Annotated in this window: 16 protein-coding genes; 12 read left to right on the forward strand and 4 right to left on the reverse strand. The window is 58.6% G+C overall.

The genetic code is table 11. The annotated features are described in order from the left end of the window. The first annotated feature begins 16 nt into the window (after positions 1 to 16). Positions 17 to 937 carry an oxygen-dependent coproporphyrinogen oxidase gene (gene hemF / locus CBW22_RS15355; RefSeq protein WP_088517111.1) on the forward strand — a complete coding sequence of 307 codons (921 nt, stop codon included), beginning with the start codon at positions 17 to 19 and terminating at the stop codon, positions 935 to 937. A gap of 100 nt (positions 938 to 1,037) precedes the next feature. On the opposite strand, the gene maeB is transcribed toward hemF, so the two are convergent. Continuing rightward, the gene (maeB, locus tag CBW22_RS15360; RefSeq protein ID WP_088517112.1) at positions 1,038 to 3,317 is read right to left on the reverse strand and encodes an NADP-dependent oxaloacetate-decarboxylating malate dehydrogenase; all 2,280 of its coding nucleotides are present in this window, start codon (positions 3,315 to 3,317) and stop codon (positions 1,038 to 1,040) included. 352 nt (positions 3,318 to 3,669) lie between these two features. Between maeB and tal the strand changes: the two genes are divergently transcribed. The 3 genes from tal to ampH all read left to right on the forward strand — a co-directional run bounded on the left by tal (position 3,670) and on the right by ampH (position 8,013). Beyond that, complete coding sequence (gene tal / locus CBW22_RS15365; RefSeq protein ID WP_021508067.1) at positions 3,670 to 4,620, forward strand: transaldolase; 951 nt, start codon at positions 3,670 to 3,672, stop codon at positions 4,618 to 4,620. Between the two features lie 69 nt (positions 4,621 to 4,689). Beyond that, positions 4,690 to 6,699 (forward strand): transketolase, encoded by a 2,010-nt coding sequence (tkt, locus tag CBW22_RS15370; RefSeq protein WP_031279807.1) that lies wholly within the window; start codon positions 4,690 to 4,692, stop codon positions 6,697 to 6,699. 144 nt (positions 6,700 to 6,843) lie between these two features. Then, positions 6,844 to 8,013: a D-alanyl-D-alanine-carboxypeptidase/endopeptidase AmpH gene (gene ampH / locus CBW22_RS15375; RefSeq protein WP_088517113.1), complete on the forward strand. Its 1,170-nt coding sequence runs from the start codon at positions 6,844 to 6,846 to the stop codon at positions 8,011 to 8,013. A gap of 192 nt (positions 8,014 to 8,205) precedes the next feature. On the opposite strand, the gene CBW22_RS15380 is transcribed toward ampH, so the two are convergent. Both CBW22_RS15380 and CBW22_RS26750 read right to left on the reverse strand, forming a co-directional pair. Then, entirely contained in the window at positions 8,206 to 9,132 is a 927-nt protein-coding gene (locus tag CBW22_RS15380) for a DUF1176 domain-containing protein (RefSeq protein ID WP_254919517.1), read from the reverse strand. Next, a complete protein-coding gene (locus CBW22_RS26750; RefSeq protein ID WP_254919518.1) occupies positions 9,107 to 9,511 on the reverse strand; it encodes a hypothetical protein in 405 nt (134 codons plus the stop codon). Before CBW22_RS26750 ends, CBW22_RS15380 begins: the two co-directional genes overlap by 26 nt. 236 nt (positions 9,512 to 9,747) lie before the next feature. On the opposite strand from CBW22_RS26750, the gene CBW22_RS15385 reads away from it, so the two are divergent. Genes CBW22_RS15385 through rbsK form a run of 8 tightly spaced genes read left to right on the forward strand, consistent with a single transcriptional unit; the run spans position 9,748 to position 17,686 of the window. Then, complete coding sequence (locus CBW22_RS15385; protein WP_021508063.1) at positions 9,748 to 10,578, forward strand: DeoR/GlpR family DNA-binding transcription regulator; 831 nt, start codon at positions 9,748 to 9,750, stop codon at positions 10,576 to 10,578. A gap of 12 nt (positions 10,579 to 10,590) precedes the next feature. Beyond that, positions 10,591 to 11,574 (forward strand): substrate-binding domain-containing protein, encoded by a 984-nt coding sequence (locus CBW22_RS15390; protein WP_058758342.1) that lies wholly within the window; start codon positions 10,591 to 10,593, stop codon positions 11,572 to 11,574. A gap of 1 nt (position 11,575) precedes the next feature. Further along, positions 11,576 to 13,081 (forward strand): sugar ABC transporter ATP-binding protein, encoded by a 1,506-nt coding sequence (locus CBW22_RS15395; RefSeq protein WP_021508061.1) that lies wholly within the window; start codon positions 11,576 to 11,578, stop codon positions 13,079 to 13,081. Further along, a complete protein-coding gene (locus CBW22_RS15400) occupies positions 13,074 to 14,063 on the forward strand; it encodes an ABC transporter permease (protein WP_088517115.1) in 990 nt (329 codons plus the stop codon). Before CBW22_RS15395 ends, CBW22_RS15400 begins: the two co-directional genes overlap by 8 nt. Positions 14,064 to 14,080: 17 nt before the next feature. Then, entirely contained in the window at positions 14,081 to 15,130 is a 1,050-nt protein-coding gene (locus CBW22_RS15405; protein ID WP_021508059.1) for an ABC transporter permease, read from the forward strand. Then, positions 15,130 to 15,822, forward strand: a complete 693-nt coding sequence (gene alsE, locus CBW22_RS15410) for a D-allulose 6-phosphate 3-epimerase (RefSeq protein WP_058758340.1) — start codon at positions 15,130 to 15,132, stop codon at positions 15,820 to 15,822. The genes CBW22_RS15405 and alsE overlap by 1 nt, the downstream gene beginning before the upstream one ends. Next, positions 15,819 to 16,715, forward strand: coding sequence for an allose kinase (gene alsK / locus CBW22_RS15415; protein ID WP_088517116.1), 897 nt, complete (start codon positions 15,819 to 15,821; stop codon positions 16,713 to 16,715). The genes alsE and alsK overlap by 4 nt, the downstream gene beginning before the upstream one ends. Continuing rightward, entirely contained in the window at positions 16,712 to 17,686 is a 975-nt protein-coding gene (rbsK, locus tag CBW22_RS15420; RefSeq protein ID WP_059011563.1) for a ribokinase, read from the forward strand. Before alsK ends, rbsK begins: the two co-directional genes overlap by 4 nt. 71 nt (positions 17,687 to 17,757) lie before the next feature. On the opposite strand, the gene nudK is transcribed toward rbsK, so the two are convergent. Beyond that, entirely contained in the window at positions 17,758 to 18,336 is a 579-nt protein-coding gene (nudK, locus tag CBW22_RS15425) for a GDP-mannose pyrophosphatase NudK (RefSeq protein WP_021508055.1), read from the reverse strand. Positions 18,337 to 19,244 lie beyond the last annotated feature (908 nt).

Here is a 19,244-nt window from a genome sequence, read left to right on the forward strand (position 1 = left end):
TTGCAATGAGTGAGCCATGAGCAATCCCGATATTTCGCGCGTCAAAGCCTATCTGCTGGCGCTACAGGATGACATTTGCGCCGGTCTGGCGGCGGAAGACGGCAGCGCCAGCTTTGCCGAAGACACCTGGCAACGCCCCGGCGGCGGCGGCGGACGCAGCCGCGTGCTGCGTAATGGCAAGGTGTTCGAGCAGGCTGGGGTTAATTTCTCCCATGTGTATGGCGAGCAGATGCCCGCGTCAGCCACCGCGCACCGCCCGGAGCTGGCGGGCCGCAGCTTCGAAGCGATGGGCGTGTCGCTGGTGGTACACCCGGAAAATCCGTATGTGCCAACCAGCCACGCCAACGTGCGCTTTTTCATTGCCGAAAAGCCGGGCGCCGATCCGGTCTGGTGGTTTGGTGGCGGTTTCGATCTCACTCCTTACTACGGTTTCACAGAGGATGCCCGGCACTGGCATCAGACCGCGTTCAATCTGTGCCAGCCGTTTGGCGATGACGTCTATGCGCGCTACAAAAAGTGGTGTGACGACTACTTCTTCCTGAAACACCGCAACGAGCAGCGCGGCATTGGCGGCCTGTTTTTTGATGATTTGAACACGCCGGATTTTGATCACTGCTTTGATTTCATGCAGGCGGTCGGCAACGGTTTCATGCAGGCCTATCAGCCGATTGTGGCAAAGCGCAAAGAGCTGGCGTGGGGCGAGCGCGAGCGTCAGTTCCAGCTTTACCGCCGGGGCCGCTACGTTGAGTTCAATCTGGTGTGGGATCGCGGCACGCTGTTCGGTTTGCAGACCGGCGGTCGCACCGAATCGATTCTGATGTCGATGCCGCCGCTGGTGCGCTGGGAATATGATTATCAACCCGCGGACGGCTCCCCGGAAGCCGCGCTGACCCGCGATTTCCTGCCGGTGCAGGATTGGCTGGGGCTGGAAAAATAAGCCAGGTGCGCATTCATGCGCACCCTGCTAAATAACCCGATAAAACGCGCTCCCGTAGGGTCGCCCTTCAGGGCGACCGGGTATCAGGCCAGCTTGCCGCTCACAACGGCTCGGTCTGCGCCTCCACCACCGCCAGCGCCACCATGTTAACAATGCGTCGCACCGAGGCGATGCGCGTCAGCACATGTACCGGCTTGCGGATGCCCATCAGCACCGGCCCCACCGTCACCCCTTCCGAACAGGACACGCGCAGCAGGTTGTAGCTGATGCGTGCGGCCTCAACGTTCGGCATGATCAGCAGATTGGCGGTACCTTTCAGCGGGCTGTCCGGCATCAGCTCGCGACGAATACTCTCCACCAGCGCTGCATCGCCGTGCATCTCGCCGTCAATCTCCAGCTCCGGCGCTCGCTGCTGAATCAGCGCCAGCGCCTCGCGCATCTTCCGCGCGCCGGGGGCGTTCGAAGTGCCGAAACTGGAGTGCGACAGCAGCGCCACGCGCGGCTCGATGCCGAAACGCCGCACGGTTTCTGCCGCCAGCAGCGTGATATCCGCCAGCTGCTCAGCGCTGGGATCCTCATTCACATAGGTATCGGCAATAAATGTGTTGCCGCTCGGCAGCAGCAGCGCGTTCATCGCCCCGGCGACCTTGACGTCATCGCGGAAGCCAAACACCTTCTCCACCACATCGTAATGTTCACGGTAGTCGCCGATGGTGCCGCAAATCATCGCGTCCGCTTCGCCGCGATGCACCATGATGGCGCCGATCAGTGTGGGATTGCCAATCACCGCGCGCTGGGCGGTTTCCGGCGTAACGCCGCGCCGCTTCATCAGCTGATAATATTCATTCCAGTACTCCTTAAAGCGCGGGTCGGACTCGTTGTTCACGATCTCAAAATCACGCCCGGCCTCGATTTTCAGCCCCTGCTTCTGCAAACGCATGGCAATCACGTTGGGACGACCAATCAGGATCGGCTTCGCCAGCCCGAGCGACACCAGCTCCTGAGTGGCGTGCAGCACCCGCACCTCTTCACCTTCCGCCAGCACCACGCGCTGCGGCGCTTTGCGCGCCTGCGAGAAGATCGGCTTCATGAACAGATTGGTTTTATACACGAACTCGGTGAGCTGCTCGCGGTAGGCGTCAAAGTCAGCAATCGGTCGCGTCGCCACGCCGGAATCCATCGCTGCTCTGGCGACGGCCGGGGCTATCTGCACAATCAAACGCGGATCGAACGGTTTGGGAATCAGGTATTCCGGGCCAAAACTCAGATCCTGATCGTCGTAAGCGGACGCCACCACGTCGCTCTGTTCCGCCTGCGCCAGAGCGGCAATCGCATGCACCGCCGCCAGCTTCATCTCTTCGTTGATGGCGGTGGCACCGACGTCCAGCGCGCCGCGGAAGATGAACGGGAAGCACAGCACGTTATTCACCTGATTGGGGAAATCCGAGCGCCCGGTACAGATAATCGCATCCGGCCGCACCTGCTTCGCCAGCGGCGGCATGATCTCCGGCTCCGGATTGGCCAGCGCCAGAATCAGCGGATTTGGTGCCATCTCCTGCACCATCTCTGGCGTCAGCGCTTTCGGACCGGAGCAGCCGAGAAAAATATCCGCGCCGCCAATTACCTCATCCAGCGTGCGCGCCCCGCTATCTTCCACGGCATAGGCGGCTTTGGTCGGCGTCATGTCCGCTTCGCGATCGCGGTAAATCACCCCTTTTGAATCACACACCACGATATTTTTCTGCTGCATGCCAAGGGCCACCAGCAGATTGAGGCAGGCAATGGCTGACGCGCCAGCGCCCGACACTACCAGCCGCACGTCAGCAATCGCCTTATGCACGATAGTCAGGCCGTTAAGCACTGCCGCGGTACAGATGATGGCGGTGCCGTGCTGATCGTCATGAAACACCGGAATCTGCATGCGCTGCCGCAGCTGCTGCTCAATGTAAAAACACTCCGGCGCTTTGATGTCCTCGAGATTGATGCCGCCGAACGTCGGTTCCAGCGCGGCAATCACCTCAATCAGCTTGTCCGGGTCGTGCTCGTCGATTTCGATGTCGAACACATCAATGCCGGCAAACTTTTTGAACAGCACGCCCTTGCCTTCCATCACTGGCTTGCCGGCCAGCGCGCCAATATTACCGAGCCCCAGCACCGCCGTGCCGTTGGAGATCACCGCCACCAGATTGCCGCGCGCGGTGTATTTGTGCGCGGCCAGCGGATCGGCGGCAATTTCCAGACAGGGTGCCGCCACGCCGGGGGAATAGGCCAGTGCCAGATCGCGCTGCGTCGCCAGCGGCTTAGTGGGTGACACCTGAATTTTTCCGGGGGTGGGATATTGGTGAAAATCGAGCGCGCTTTGCTTGAGTTGATCGTCCATCAGACATCCTTTTGCACGGCTGAAAAGCCCTCAGTATAAGAACGCGCGGCGCAAAAGAGGGTGAAGGCGCTCAAAGAACGCACAGTCGCCAGGGCACGGATTGCCACGGCTTCGCCTGCGGCTTTGGGACAGCCTGCTATGCTTAAGGGTGGCAAAACGCTGAGCTGAACCGATCAGGCAGGCCTGACTATCAGAAACGCGCCCCGACGTCACAATCAGAGAAAACGCATTTTCTTCATCCGGCGTCTGTTGCACTGTGTGGAACCTCCCTTCCCCGATAAGGGCGCACCTAAGACGATGACTGCCCGGGTGCCTGTTTTGCCCACATTATTGCTAATCAAGGAGTTAAGCGATGAACCAGCTAGATGCATTAAAACAGTTCACCACCGTGGTGGCGGACAGCGGCGATATCGAATCCATTCGCCATTACCATCCGGAAGATGCCACCACTAACCCATCCCTGATCCTCAAAGCTGCCGGCCTCGACGCTTACAAACACCTGATTGATGACGCCATTGAGTACGCGAAAAAACAGGGCGGCAGCAAAGAGACGCAAATCATCAACGCCAGCGATAAAGTGGCGATCAACCTCGGTATGGAAATTCTGAAAAGCGTACCGGGCCGTGTTTCGACCGAAGTGGATGCGCGCCTCTCTTTCGATCGTGGCATGTGTGTGACCAAAGCGGAGAAGCTGGTCCGCCTGTATGAAGAGAACGGCATCGATCGCTCACGTATTCTGATCAAACTGGCGTCCACCTGGGAAGGCATCAAAGCGGCGGAAGAGCTGGAGAAGAACGGCATCAACTGTAACCTGACGCTGCTGTTCTCCTTCGCCCAGGCGCGCGCCTGTGCCGAAGCCGGCGTGTTCCTGATTTCGCCGTTTGTCGGCCGAATCTACGACTGGTACAACACGCGCAAACCGCTCGATCCGTATGTGGTCGACGAAGATCCGGGCGTTAAATCGGTGCGTCGTATTTACGACTACTACAAAAAGCACCGTTACAACACCGTCATCATGGGTGCCAGCTTCCGTAAAGTGGAGCAGATTGTGGCGCTGGCCGGCTGCGATCGCCTGACCATCTCCCCGAATCTGCTGGAAGAGCTGGCCAACAGCGAAGCGCCGGTGGAGCGCAAACTGGAGCCATCAACCGAGGGCTTCCACCAGCCGGCACCGCTCTCCGAAGCGGAGTTCCGCTGGGAGCATAACCAGGATGCGATGGCGGTGGAGAAACTGTCCGACGGTATCCGCCAGTTTGCCGTCGACCAGCAGAAGCTGGAAGACGTGCTGGCCGCCCGCCTGTAATCCTGAACTCACCTTCTGCCGGACGGGTCGCGGCCCGTCCGCTTTTGCCCAATCACAAGGGAGAACCCTATGTCTTCACGCAGAGAGTTGGCTAACGCGATCCGCGCCCTGAGCATGGATGCGGTACAGAAAGCAAATTCCGGCCACCCAGGTATGCCGATGGGCATGGCTGATATCGCCGAAGTGCTGTGGCGCGACTTCCTGAAGCACAACCCGACTAACCCGGCCTGGGCGGATCGCGATCGCTTCATTCTGTCTAACGGGCATGGCTCGATGCTGCTGTATAGCCTGCTGCATCTCACCGGCTATGATCTGCCGCTGGAAGAGCTGAAAAACTTCCGCCAGCTGCACTCAAAAACGCCGGGCCATCCGGAAATTGGCTACACGCCGGGCGTTGAAACCACCACCGGCCCGCTCGGCCAGGGGCTGGCCAACGCTGTCGGTCTGGCGATTGCTGAGCGCACGCTGGCGGCCCAGTTTAACCAGCCTGGCCATGATATCGTCGATCACTTTACCTATGTGTTTATGGGCGACGGCTGTCTGATGGAAGGCATCTCACACGAAGTCTGTTCGCTGGCCGGCACGCTGGGCCTCGGCAAACTGATTGGCTTCTACGATCACAACGGTATCTCCATCGACGGCGAAACCGAAGGCTGGTTTACCGACGACACCCACAAGCGTTTTGAAGCTTATAACTGGCACGTGGTGGGCAGCGCCGAAGGCATCGACGGCCACGATCCGGACGCCATCGCGGCGGCCATCAAAGAAGCGCAAAGCGTCACCGACAAGCCTTCGCTGATTATCTGCCGCACGGTAATCGGCTTTGGCTCGCCAAACAAGGCCGGCAAAGAGGAGTCGCACGGGGCCGCGCTGGGCGAAGAGGAAGTGGCGCTGACGCGTAAACAGCTCGGCTGGAACTACGGTCCGTTCGAAATCCCGCAGGATATTTATCAGCAGTGGGATGCCAGAGAAGCCGGGGCCGCGCAGGAGAAATCCTGGGAAGAGAAGTTCACGGCTTATCAGCAGGCACATCCGCAGCTGGCGGACGAATTCAGCCGCCGCCTGAAGGGCGAAATGCCGGCTGACTGGGAAAACAAAACCAGCCAGTTCATTCGCGATCTGCAGGCTAACCCGCAGAAAATCGCCAGCCGCAAAGCCTCACAGAACACGCTGGAAGCCTTCGGTAAACTGCTGCCGGAGTTCCTCGGCGGTTCCGCCGACCTCGCGCCCAGCAACCTCACCATCTGGTCCGGTTCGAAGCCGATCAAAGAGGATCACGCCGGTAACTACATTCATTACGGCGTACGCGAATTTGGCATGACGGCGATTGCCAACGGTATCGCGCATCACGGTGGCTTCGTACCTTATACCGCCACCTTCCTGATGTTCGTCGAATACGCGCGTAACGCAGCGCGCATGGCCGCCCTGATGAAAGCGCGCCAGATTATGGTCTACACTCACGACTCAATTGGTCTGGGCGAAGATGGCCCGACGCACCAGCCGGTTGAACAGCTGGCCAGCCTGCGCGTGACGCCAAACTTCAGCACCTGGCGACCGTGCGATCAGGTCGAGACCGCCGTAGCGTGGAAAGCGGCGATTGAGCGCCATCACGGTCCGACCGCGCTGATTCTGTCGCGTCAGAACCTGCTGCAGCCGGAGCGCAGCGCGCAACAGGTAGAGAACATCGCGCGCGGTGGCTACATCCTCAAGGATTGTGACGGCACGCCGGACGTCATCCTGATTGCCACCGGTTCCGAAGTGGAGATCACGCTGGGCGCCGAAGCGAAACTCAGCGCCGACGGCCACAAGGTGCGCGTGGTGTCGCTGCCGAGCACTGACGTGTTTGATAAACAGGACGTGGCCTATCGTGAATCGGTGCTGCCTTCCACCGTGCGTGCGCGTGTGGCGGTTGAAGCCGGTATTGCCGACTACTGGTACAAATACGTCGGCATCGACGGCAAAATTGTCGGCATGACCACCTTCGGCGAATCCGCGCCAGCCGGCAAGCTGTTCCCGGCCTTTGGCTTTACCGTCGAGAACGTGGTGAGCCACGCCGAATCGCTGCTTAAACCTGCCTGAGTGTCTGGCCCTTTCCCGCTACCGGGAGAGGGCCGTTTTATTTCACAGCCTGATACAGAAAAAAATCCGCCCCGCCCCCTTCCCGCTTTGCGCAAACTGATTACTATAGGTTTTCCTCCGATTCCTATAGCGGACGCTTTCCCGTTGAAAAAACGTACTCCTTTTTTACTGGCCTTAATGGTTGCCGTGCTGCCCTTTACCAGCGCGGCGCAGGTATCGCCCGATCCGCTGCTGGCCTCGCAGATTGTTGATCGCTATGCCGAGCATATTTTCTATGGCAGCGGTGCAACCGGCATGGCGCTGGTGGCAATTGACGGTAACCAGCGCGTGTTCGCCAGCTTTGGCGAAACCCGTCCCGGCAATAATGTGCGCCCACAGCAGGACTCACTGATCCGTATCGCCTCGCTGAGCAAACTGATGACCAGCGAAGTGATGGTAAAGATGGCCGAGCGCGGCCAGATTCGCCTTGACGATCCACTGAGCAAATATGCGCCGCCGGGTGCCCGCATACCGACGTACAACGGCCAGCCGATTCGGCTGATCAATCTCGCCACCCACACCAGCAGCCTGCCGCGCGAGCAGCCGGGCGGCAAACCGCATCGTCCGGTGTTTGTCTGGCCAACCAAAGCGGATCGCTGGCAGTGGCTGCGCGGTGCGCAGCTAAAAGCCGCGCCAGGCACGCAGGCGGCTTACTCCAATCTCGCCTTCGATCTGCTGGGCGACGCGCTGGCTAAAGCCGCCGGTATGCCTTATCCGGCCCTGCTGCAGCAGCTGGTGACGCGTCCGCTCGGCATGAAGGACACCACCTTCACGCCATCACCGGATCAGTGTCAGCGCCTGATGATTGCCGAAAAAGGGGCCAGCCCGTGCAATAACACGCTGGCAGCCATCGGCAGCGGCGGCGTGTATTCCACGCCGGACGATATGGGACGCTGGATGCAGCAGTTCCTCAACTCGGCGGTGAATCACCGCACGCCGCAGATCGATCGGCTGCAAACGCTGATTTATCGCCGCGACCAGCTGACCAAAGTGGAAGGCATGGACGTGCCAGGACGCGCCGACGCGCTGGGCATGGGCTGGGTTTATATGGCACCGAAGGCGGGCCATCCGGGCATCATTCAGAAAACCGGCGGCGGCGGCGGCTTCATCACCTACATGGCGATGGTGCCACAGCACAACGTCGGCGTCTTTGTGGTCGTGACGCGCTCGCCGCTGACCCGCTTCACCCCGATGAGCGATGGCGTCAACAACATGCTGGCTGAGCTGGTGGGCAACCAGACGGGCTCACCGATGATGATCGGCAATATTCGCTAAGCCTTTGACAGCTGATGTCATGTCACCGTAGCCAAAGCGTGAGTTATGACGAGCAGTTACTGCGAACCCTCCCCTAAATCATTCGTGCTGCAGGAAGGCGGCAAGGATGGGCATCCCCGGGAGCTTACTCAGGTAAGTGACCGGGGTGAACAGCCGCAGCCAACGCCCCTGCAGTGCGAAGGATGACGGGGATTACTGAGTCACCCAGAGGGTGGGCCAGTCATCACTACTATGCCAGGCGTCACAGGTCTTTTCTTCCGCATACTCCGCCAGCACGAAAGCATTACCATCAAACTGCCAGCGTGTGGCCACACCGCAGTCTCCCAGACCGCGCTCTTTGCTGAAGGTATACAGCTGGCCGTTACTGGCATCGAACTCGGCGTTCACCAGCTCCAGCTGATTATCAGTGCGCGACGGCGGGGTAAACGGCAGGTTGAGCGTGATGCCGCGCGACACATACGGCTGGCTGCGCGTGACTTCAAACGCCAGATCGATCACGTTGTAGGCCCCGGTTTCGCAGCTTATCAGCAGCAGCGCTTTGCTGTCGGTGAGTGGCGCAACGCTGACTTCCCGCCGCAGCGGATCGAGCGAGCAGTTGTCGGTATTGACGCGCCAGGTTCCGTAATCGATCAGGCCGGTGGTTTCCTGCTGCGTCAGCGGCGCGGGTGCGGGCATTGGTGCCGGCAGCTGTGGAATTGAGGGCGGCGGTGGCACATCCCACTGCACGCGATCACCACGCTTTACCCAGGCGCTGGCCCCGTTAACCCGCCCCTGTACGTCATCCATCAGCAGCAGCGCCGCTTTCATACCGCGCAGCGGAATACTGGCGCTGGCTTTATAGGTGAGCTGTAAATTGCTGGCATCCAGCGTCTGGGCGAGAAATTCGTCGATGGCGATGGCGTTGCTGGTGGCCAGATGATGCGGCTCCACCGTCCAGTGTTTGAGGTCCGGATTGAGGCGGCGCTGGTCGAGCAGCAGGTTGTCTTTTAGCGCCGCGCCCGGCAATGCACCGCTGTAGGCGCTGCCGTAATCAATGCGCAGCAGTGGCCGATCGTTGACCCCGGCGTGACGCGAAATCGTCATCACCAGGCCATTATCGCCAGGAAAACTGCGTGCCACGCAGAACGCCGCGTTGTTGCAGGTGATCTGCCAGTCGGAAAACGACTTTTGCAGCGGCTCGGCCTGTACGCTGGCAATCAGCAGAAAGGGCAATAAAAGCAGCGACTTCATCCAATACGACATGAAAAAAAACGATCCCCGATTCCTGGAATGAAAATGATAGCGCAATGCATGAGCGGTCATCAGGCCGAAACTGTGAAGTGGCCTGAAAAGCGAAGTTAACTGCTGAAAAAGCCGTCGCCTTATGGGCGATCTGTGTGGAATAGCGCAACAGCTCCATCATCCGGTGCGGCTGATTTCTGCTCAATCGGATTCGTCGGACAATTTTTACCCCCTTCACAAAACGGTCAAATACACACAAACGGTCATAAGCGGTCATGCTATGGTGCTGGCAGAGCGTCAACGCTGTGCATGGACTCTCTCATTCCCTCGCGTAATAACGCGCATTTATGTGAATGCGATCACTCAAATTTGAAATTAAGAGATCTCATTTACATAAAAAATCCAATGAAAATCACCTTAATGTCGCCGGGCCAGTTGGTCGCTGCGGACTCGTGCCCAGCCCACATTTTCACATTCCGGCATCCAGTAATTTATAGCCATCGGAGGGAAGTCATGTTGCCGATTGAAAGACAGCAGCGAATTATTGACGAGCTTAATTTAAATGGTCGGGTCATTGTCGCTGAATTAGTCACGCTGTGTCAGGTTTCTCAGGAAACCATTCGCCGTGATTTAACGCAGCTGGAGAAACGTGGCGTATTACAGCGCAGTCACGGTGGTGCTGTACCAGCCAAACGACAGGCCGCCAACATTCAGGGAAATACACGCGGTATTAACGAGTATGAATTATCTTTTCGCCAGCGCATGAATGAAAACGTCGAGGCCAAGATGGCGATAGCCAAACGGGCACTCGATTTTATCAGCCCCGGTGATTGTTTATTACTCGACAGTAGTACCACCTGCTGGTATCTGGCACGACAGCTACCGGATATTGAATTAACGGTGTTAACCAATTCTATCAGAATCGTCCAGACCCTTGCAGCGCGCGGCAGTATCCGCACCATCTGCCTGGGTGGAGAATATTCTGACCGTTATGAAGATTTCCACGGCGTCGTCGCAGAGCAGCCACTACGGGAATTTCAGATCAATAAGATCTTTTTTTCCTGCAGCAGTTTGGGCAATGACGGTTATTTACGCGAAGGTAACGAAAACAACGCACATTTAAAACAGCAAATGTTGTTAGCGGCAGAAAGAAAACATCTGCTGCTGGACGGCAGTAAATTTCTGCGCCCCTCATTCGCGCGTATTTGTCATTACCGCGATGTGGATTTTCTCATCACTGACCAATTAAAAGACAAAGAGCTGGAACAAGAACTGGCGTGGAACGGCGTCAATATTATTGATTGCTCGCAACGCAGCCATTCGATGCAGCTAATAAAAAATTAATCTGGAGTCTTTATGAAAAAACATCTTATCGCCTGTTCTCTGCTTGCCCTGTTTGCCGCCGCTGGCGCGCAGGCCGCTGACAAAATCCGCATGGGCATCGTGGTAAAAATTGGCGGTATTCCGTGGTTCAACGCCATGGAAGCGGGCATCAAAAGTGAAGCGGCAAAACGCGGCATCGACGCGTGGATGGTGGGGCCAACCGCCGCTGACCCGGCGCTGCAGGTGCGCGCGATTGAAGATTTGATTGCGCAGAAGGTCGATATCATCGGCGTGGTGCCAAACGACCCGAAAGTGCTTGAGCCAGTGCTGAAGCGCGCGCGTGAAGCCGGGATCATGGTGATTACTCACGAATCGCCCGGCCAGAAAGACGCCAACTGGGATTTCGAGCTGGTCGATGCGCCAACCCACGGCATCAACCATATGAAAGCACTGGCGAAATGCATGCATGAAGAAGGCAAATACGCCATGTATGTCGGCAGCCTGACGGTGCCACTGCATCAGGAGTGGACCGACGCCGCGCTCAACTACCAGAAACAGCACTATCCGAAGATGCAGCTGGTGACCGACAAGTTCGGCGTCGGCGAATCGCTGGATGACTCCATCCGCACCACCAACGAGCTGATGTCTAAATACCCGGATCTGAAAGGCATTATGGCCTTTGGTTCTCAGGGACCGATTGGCGCCGGCCGCGCGGTCATGAACCGCAACAAGATCGATCAGGTGTGCGTCATCGGTGCCTTCAGCCCGGGCCAGGGCGCGTCGCTGGTACAGCGCGGTGCTATCAAGGGCGGCTATATCTGGAATCCGCAGACCGCCGGTGAAGTATTTGTGCGTATCGCCGACATGATGGAGAAGAAAGAGCCAATCACCGACGGCATGACTATTGAAGGGCTGGGCAAAGTGAAGGTAGACGAGGCGACGCACACCATTCTCGGTAACAACACTGAAAGTCTCGATAAAGAGAACCTGCCAAAACTGGTGAAAATGGGGCTGTAACATGCAAGAGGTCACTCCACAGACGCTGATTGCGCTCGACAACCTGTCGAAAACATTTGGTGGCAACCGCGCACTGAGCGATATCTCGCTGACCCTGCTGGCCGGCGAAGTGCACTGTCTCGCTGGCACCAACGGCTGTGGCAAGAGCACCTTAATTAAAGTTATTTCCGGGGTGCACGCCCCGGACAGTGGCAGCCGCATCACCCTCGGCGACGGCCAGAGTTTCCCGCGTCTGACCACCCGTCAGGCGCGCGACTTCGGTATCCAGGTGATTTACCAGGATCTGTCGCTGTTCCCCAATTTGAGCGTGGCGGAGAACATCGCTTTTGAGCATAACCTCAACGGGTTGCTCGGCTGGCACCGTCAGGCCCGGCTGCGCGACACCGCGCGCGGCATTATTGATGAGCTGAAATTCGATCTCGATCTGAATGAGAAAGTCGCTGCGCTGTCGATTGCCCAGCGCCAGCAGGTGGCGATTTGCCGCGCGCTGGTGGCCGATGCACGACTGGTGATCATGGACGAACCCACCGCATCGCTGACGCGTACCGAGGTCAATCAGTTGCTGCGCACCGTGCGCTATCTGAAAGACAAAAACATCTGTGTGGTGTTTGTCAGTCACCGGCTGGATGAAGTGCTGGAGATTTCGGATCGCGTGACGGTAATCCGCGACGGCCGCAAGATGGGCTGCTGGCCAGCCAGAGAGATGACGCCGCATCACCTGACCGAACTGATGACTGGCCTCAAGCTCGACTACCAGTTAAAAGCGCCAACGCGCAACGCCGATCGGGCGATTCTCGAGGTGGAGAAGCTGACGCGCGCCGGTCAGTATCACGACGTTAACTTCAAACTCTACGCCGGTGAAGTGCTGGGCCTGTGCGGCCTGCTCGGCTCCGGCCGCACCGAACTGGCGCTGTCGCTGTTTGGCATGACCAAACCGGACAGCGGCAAAATCTGGCTCGACAGCAAGCCGGTGCGTTTTCGCGGGCACGAAGACGCCATCAAAGCCGGTATCGGCTACGTTTCGGAAGATCGCCTGACGCTCGGCCTGGTGCAGCAGCAGTCGGTGGCCGACAACATGGTGCTGCCGATCCTCGATAAGCTGCAAAACCGTTTCCATCTGATCGACGAATACCGCAAGAACAAGCTGATCCTGCAGTGGATTCAGCAGCTCGGCGTGCGCGTGGCCGATCCTAACCTGGCGATCTCCACCCTGTCCGGCGGCAACCAGCAAAAAATCGTGCTGGCGAAATGGGTGCTGACCCAGCCGCGCATTCTGATCCTCGACTCGCCGACCGTCGGCGTGGATGTCGGTGCCAAGGCCAGCATCTATCAGCTGATCCACGAGCTGGCGAAAGAGGGACTGTCGATCATCCTGATTTCCGACGAAGTGCCGGAGGTCTGGTACAACTGCGACCGCATCCTGCACTTCCGCGACGGCACCATCCATGCCGAATACCAACCCGATACCGTGGCGCAGGAACAGCTGGCGGAGGTGATTAATGCCTGATTTCTCTCGTTTACGTCCGCACTCCAGCCAGGGCTGGCTCGCCTGGGTGCTGCTGGCTTTCATGGTGTTCTTCTCGCTGGCCAGCGATCAGTTCCTGACGGTGCAGAACCTGCTGGATCTGGCGGAAAGCTACGCCGTTACCGGCATTTTCGCCCTCGGCCTGTTTGTGGTGCTGGTGACCGGCGGTATCGATATCTCCTTCGCCGCCGTGGCGTCGGTGGTGCAATACCTGATCGCCTCGCTGTTTGTGCAGTTCCAGTTTGATAACGCGCTGCTCAGCATTCTGCTGGCTATCGTCTGCGGCACGCTGTTTGGCGTGATCAACGCCCTGCTGATCACCTCGCTGCGCGTGGTGTCGATCATCATCACCATCAGTATGCAGTCGCTGCTGTTTGGTCTGCTGATGTGGGTTACCGGCGGCAAAAGCCTCTACTCGCTGCCGGACTGGTGGATCACCCTGCACAGCGTGCTGCCGTTTAGCGTACAGGGCAACAGTTTTCAGATTGGCTTACCGCTGGCGATCATGCTGGTGATTGCCGCCCTCACCGCGCTGTTGCTCAACAAAACCAATCTGGGCCGTCAGCTGTATGCGGTGGGCGGCGATGCGGAATCGGCGCGGCGCATTGGCATCCGCGTGGGATTGATTCACGTGTTTGCTTACGGCTGGCTCGGGGCGATGGCGGCGATTGGCGGGCTGGTGCAGGTGTACCGCATGGGTGAAGTAGTGCCGAATGCGCTGGTCGGCGGTGAGCTGGATGTGCTGGCTGCGACGGTGCTGGGCGGTGCCAGCCTGATGGGCGGCAAAGGCACGGTCAGCGGCACGCTGATGGGCGTATTCCTGATCGCCATCCTGAAAAACGGCCTCAATCTGATCGGCGTCTCCAACTACTTCATGAACATTGTGGTTGGCGGCACGATTATGGTGGCGATTGCCGTCACCCACTACAAAAAACGTAAAGAAACCGACGTCAGTTTCGTCTGACGGGAGGAGCCATCACCATGAAATCTCTCTCTGCGCTGCGGCCGGACGGCACCAACATCGGCCTGATGCTGTTGATTGCCCTGGCGCTGGCCACCTTCAGCGTCATGCTGCCGGGCCGCTTTCTCACTGACTCGACCTTTATGAGCATGGCGTTTCAGCTGCCGGAGCTCGGCCTGTTAACGCTGGCGATGTTTATCGCCATCCTCAGCGGCGGCCTGAACCTCGCCATCATCGCCACCGCTAACCTGACGGCGCTGTTCATCGCCTGGACCCTGATGAGCGCCCTGCCGGCTGATGCCGGTACCGGTCAGCAGCTGCTGTGGCTGTTTATCGCCATCGTCGGCGCGATGGTGATTGCCGCCGTGATTGGCGTGATCACCGGCGTGATGGTAACGCGCATCGGCGCACACCCGATTCTGGTGACGCTGGCCACCATGATGACGCTCAACGGCATCGGCATCTGGCTGACCAAAGGTGCGGCGGTGAGCGGTATGCCGCCGGTGGTGCAGTCGCTCGGCTCAGACACGCTGCTGGGCATGCCGCTGCCGCTGTGGGTATTCCTGGTTGCCGCCGCGCTGCTGGCGCTGTTCCTCGGCAAAACCCGCGCTGGCAAATGCATCTACATGGGCGGCAGCAACATCAACGCCACCTGGTTCAGCGGCATCAATACCCATCGTATGGTGATGCTGGTGTACGTCATCTCCAGCCTGCTGTGCGTGCTGGCCGGTCTGATCATGATGGCGCGCTTTAACTCGGCGCGCATGGGCTACGGTGATGCCTACCTGCTGCTGACCGTACTGGCCATCATTCTCGGCGGCACCGATCCCAACGGCGGTTTTGGCCGCGTGACCGGCGTGGTGCTGGCGCTGATTGCGCTGCAGGTGCTCTCCACCGGCTTCAACCTGATGAACATCAGCCAGCACGTCAGCCTGGCGATGTGGGGTGCCGTGCTGGTGGTGGTGCTGGCCTTCAAACAACTCAAAGCGCGCTTTAACGATCACCGTGCCGTCAGGCTCAGCAAGCTGGCCGCGGCGCTTAATCCTCTGACCGAAAAAAAGGAAGTATGATGCGTATTCAAGTCTCCCCGTCGTTGATGTGTATGAATCTGATGGAGATCAAGCACCAGCTGGCCGTGCTGGACTCCCGCGCTGACTTCCTGCACATCGACATCATGGACGGTCACTACGTTAAAAACATCACCCTGTCGCCGTTCTTTATTGAGCAGATCCGCCCGCATACCAAAGTGGCGATCGATGTGCATCTGATGGTGGAAGAGCCGACCGACTTTATTGAAGCGGTGGCCAACGCCGGCGCCGATTACATTTGCCCGCACGCTGAAACCATCAACCGTGATGCGTTCCGCGTGATTAACCTGATTCGCAGCTACGGCAAAAAAGTGGGCGTGGTGCTCAACCCGGCCACGCCGGTCTCCTTTATCCATCATTACATTCATCTGCTGGATAAAATCACCGTGATGACCGTGGACCCGGGCTATGCCGGTCAGCCGTTTATTCCGGAGATGGTGCAGAAGGTGCAGGAGCTGAAGGCGCTGAAACAGGCGCACGGCCACCGCTACCTGATTGAGATTGACGGTTCCTGTAATACGCGCACCTACAACACGCTGGTCGGTGCCGGTGCCGAAGTGCTGATTGTCGGCACCTCCGGCTTGTTTAACATTCACGAAGACCTCGCTACCGCGTGGAACATGATGCGTGAGAGCATTGATGAAGCGCAGGGCCTGGCGCAGGTGTCGGCATGACAACACGCTGGCTCGGTATCGACATTGGCGGCACCGGCACCCGTCTGCAGTTGATGGAGGCGGGCCGCATCTGGAGCAGCTTTCGTAAAGTGCCCACCGCCAGCTGGGCGCAGCAGCCCGATGCGCTGGCCGCACTCGGGCTGCTGATTGCGGAAACGCTGGAGCAGCAGCCGGTCAGCGGTGTGATGCTCGGCCTGCCGGGCATTCTCAGCCGCGATCGCCAGCAGGTGATTTCACTGCCGTTCATTCAGGCGCTCGATCACCAGCCGGTAGCGGCGCTGCTGAGTGAACGACTGGGCGTGCCGGTGGCGATGGATAAAGACGTTAACCATCTGATGCTGTGGGATTTAATGCAGCTGGAGCAGCTGCCGGAAAATGCGGTAGGTCTGTATCCTGGCACCGGCATGGGCAACAGCCTGTGGCTCAACGGCCGCTTCTACCATGGTCAGCATGGCGGAGCCGGTGAACTCGGCCACGTGCCGGTGGCCGGTAACGCGCTGCCCTGCCCGTGCGGCAACCACGGCTGCGCGGAAACCGTGACCTCCGGCCACTGGTTAAGCCACTGGGCGCAGGCCAATGCGGCGCAAACGCCGATGTCGGCGCTGTTTACCCATCATGGTTCTGACCCGGCGCTGCAGGCGTTTGTGCAGCGTCTGGCGCAGCTGATCGCCACCGAGATGAACATTCTCGATCCGGAGTACCTGATTCTGGGCGGCGGCGTGCTGGCGATGGCAGATTTCCCGCTGGCGCAGCTGCGCAGCCAGATCCAGCAGCATTTACGGCCGCCGGCCACGCGGGATGGTTTGAAAATCATCTTCAGTCAATCCACCGATCACACCGGCTGTCGCGGCGCGTGCCTCGCCGCAGAACGGCTGTTCAGGAGCGCGCAATGAAAGGAAAAGTGTGTGTGTTTGGCTCGTTCAACCTCGACGTGGTGGCGGTGATGAACCGTTTCCCCCTGCCGGGCGAATCGCTCACGGCGCACAACAGCATGATGGGGCCCGGCGGCAAAGGGGCCAACCAGGCCACCGCCGCGCTGCGCGCCGGGGCGCGCGTGCACTATATCGGTAAGGTGGGTAATGACGATTTTGGCACCTTTGCCCGTCGCCATCTGGAGAAGACCGGTTTCGACGCCATTACGCTGTTCACCTGTAAAGAGAAACCCACCGGCAACGCGCTGATTTACGTGGCGGGCGATGATGCCGAGAACATGATATCGGTCTATCCCGGCGCAAATACCACCGTAACCGCGGCCGAAGTGGCGCGCTGTCAGCCCACCGTGGCTGCCGCCGATATTCTGCTGGTGCAGCTGGAGAACAACCTCAGCGCCATTCAGCGCATGATCGACAACGCGCGTGCCGGCGGCACGTTTGTCATTCTGAATCCGGCACCGTGGCAGAAAGTCAGCGATGCGCTGCTGGCTAAGGTGGATCTGTTAACGCCCAACAGCACCGAAGCGATGCAGCTGAGCGGGATAAAAGTGACCGATTTTGCCAGCGCGCAGCGCGCCGCCGAAGTGCTGCACCGTAAGGGCGCGCGTCAGGTGATTATTACGCTTGGCACCGCGGGCGCCCTGCTCTCCAGCGCGGAGCAGCAGCTGCGTATTCCGCTGTTTCCTGCCCAGCCGCTCGACACCACCGGTGCCGGCGATGCCTTCAACGGCGCACTGGCGGCGCGCCTGGCGTCCGGCGATGCGTTACCGCAGGCGGCGCTGTTTGCGGCGGCGTTTGCCTCGCTGTGCGTCGAGCGTTCCGGCGCGGCCAATTCTATGCCCTCCTACGCCGAAGCGCTGGCGCGCATCCAGGCTCATCCGGAGTGTGAAGTGACGCCGTTAAATGCCCCGGAAATAACGCACATGGCGTAGTGGCGCAATGCATTGCGCCCCGGCATCGGCAGAGTCGGCATTCGTGCCGGCCCTGCGAATCACCGCCGCGGTTATGCCTGCAACCAGCCCATCAGCTGCGCATAGTGCAGTAACATAATGGTCTTGCCGTCGCGAATGCGGCCCTCTTTCACCATCGCCAGCGCCTGGGGAAACGGCAGCTCGAGTACGGTGATCTCTTCATCTTCCACGCCACCGCCGTCGTTAGCGCGCTGCGCATCGCTGTATTCAGCGGCGAAAAAGTGCAGCAATTCGGTCACGCCGCCCGGCGACATGTAGGCCTCAAACAGCTTTTCGACCTTACCAACCTGATAGCCGGTCTCTTCCACCGCTTCTTTACGGATGCAATCTTCCGGCGTGTCGTTATCCAGCAGTCCGGCGCAGGTTTCAATCAGCTCACCGCTGGCGTTGTCATTAACATAGGTCGCGATGCGGAACTGACGAATCAGCACCACGCTGTTTTTTTCACGGTTGTAGAGCAGGATGGTGGCACCGTTGCCGCGATCGTAGACTTCACGTTTGTGACGTACCACGTCGCCGTTGCTGCGGGTGAGTTCGTAGGTGTAGTTGCGCAGAATGAAATAATTATCAGACAGCAACTTATCTTTGATGATGTTGATCTTTAACGACATAGCCGCTCCACTGCGTAGCTGAGGGAGCCTGAGATAATAGGCCGAAGCCGCAGGGAAAACTATCTGAATTGTGGAGCAGATTGCCTGCGATGGCGTGAGGCTGTCAGTTGAGCATTACGCCTTTTCAACCCTCATGGCACGTGTCGTAGCGGCGCCATCATTGCGCATCCGGGCAGCTGTGCAGTGATTAACTTAGCGCGATAAATCGCGCCGCTACAATGTGCGCAGAATGATGGTGCAGAAATAAAATGCCGCTACGATGTGTGCAGCATGATGGTGCAGAAATAAAATGCCGCACGAATCGTAGCGGCGCAATTTATTGTGCATCCGGGCAGCTGTGCAGTGATTAACTTAGCGCGATAAATCGCGCCGCTACAATGTGTGCGGGATGATAGTGCAGAAATAAAATGCCGCTACGATGTGTGCAGGTTGATGGTGCAGAAATAAAATGCCGCACGAATCGTAGCGGCGCAATTTATTGCGCATCCGGGCAGCTGTGCAGTGATTAACTTAGCGCGATAAATCGCGCCGCTACGATGTGTGCAAGATGATGGTGAAGAAATAAAATGCGTACGAATCGTAGCGGCGCAATTTATTGCGCATCCGGGCAGCTGTGCAGTGATTAACTTAGCGCGATAAATCGCGCCGCTACAATGTGTGCAGGATGAAGGTGCAGAAATAAAATGCCGCTACGATGTGCGCAGCATGATGGTGCAGAAATAAAATGCCGCACGAATCGTAGCGGCGCAATTTATTGCGCATCCGGGCAGCTGTGCAGTGATTAACTTAGCGCGATAAATCGCGCCGCTACGATGTGTGCAGGATGAGGGTGCAGAAATAAAATGCCGCACGAATCGCAGCGGCGCTATTCATTGCGCATCCGGACAGCTGTGCAGTGATTTACTGAG

Origin of the sequence: Pantoea sp. VS1, assembly GCF_002207995.1 — a bacterium.
Lineage (GTDB): Bacteria > Pseudomonadota > Gammaproteobacteria > Enterobacterales > Enterobacteriaceae > Pantoea > Pantoea dispersa.

Coding starts and splice junctions, on each gene's coding strand:
- CBW22_RS15395 (WP_021508061.1), top strand. CDS start 11,576: ATGCAAGAGGTCACTCCACAGACGCTGATTGCGCTCGACAACCTGTCG.
- rbsK (WP_059011563.1), top strand. CDS start 16,712: ATGAAAGGAAAAGTGTGTGTGTTTGGCTCGTTCAACCTCGACGTGGTG.
- CBW22_RS15385 (WP_021508063.1), top strand. CDS start 9,748: ATGTTGCCGATTGAAAGACAGCAGCGAATTATTGACGAGCTTAATTTA.
- CBW22_RS26750 (WP_254919518.1), bottom strand. CDS start 9,511: ATGACCGCTTATGACCGTTTGTGTGTATTTGACCGTTTTGTGAAGGGG.
- CBW22_RS15400 (WP_088517115.1), top strand. CDS start 13,074: ATGCCTGATTTCTCTCGTTTACGTCCGCACTCCAGCCAGGGCTGGCTC.
- maeB (WP_088517112.1), bottom strand. CDS start 3,317: ATGGACGATCAACTCAAGCAAAGCGCGCTCGATTTTCACCAATATCCC.
- alsK (WP_088517116.1), top strand. CDS start 15,819: ATGACAACACGCTGGCTCGGTATCGACATTGGCGGCACCGGCACCCGT.
- hemF (WP_088517111.1), top strand. CDS start 17: ATGAGCAATCCCGATATTTCGCGCGTCAAAGCCTATCTGCTGGCGCTA.
- CBW22_RS15390 (WP_058758342.1), top strand. CDS start 10,591: ATGAAAAAACATCTTATCGCCTGTTCTCTGCTTGCCCTGTTTGCCGCC.
- nudK (WP_021508055.1), bottom strand. CDS start 18,336: ATGTCGTTAAAGATCAACATCATCAAAGATAAGTTGCTGTCTGATAAT.
- alsE (WP_058758340.1), top strand. CDS start 15,130: ATGCGTATTCAAGTCTCCCCGTCGTTGATGTGTATGAATCTGATGGAG.
- tal (WP_021508067.1), top strand. CDS start 3,670: ATGAACCAGCTAGATGCATTAAAACAGTTCACCACCGTGGTGGCGGAC.
- tkt (WP_031279807.1), top strand. CDS start 4,690: ATGTCTTCACGCAGAGAGTTGGCTAACGCGATCCGCGCCCTGAGCATG.
- CBW22_RS15405 (WP_021508059.1), top strand. CDS start 14,081: ATGAAATCTCTCTCTGCGCTGCGGCCGGACGGCACCAACATCGGCCTG.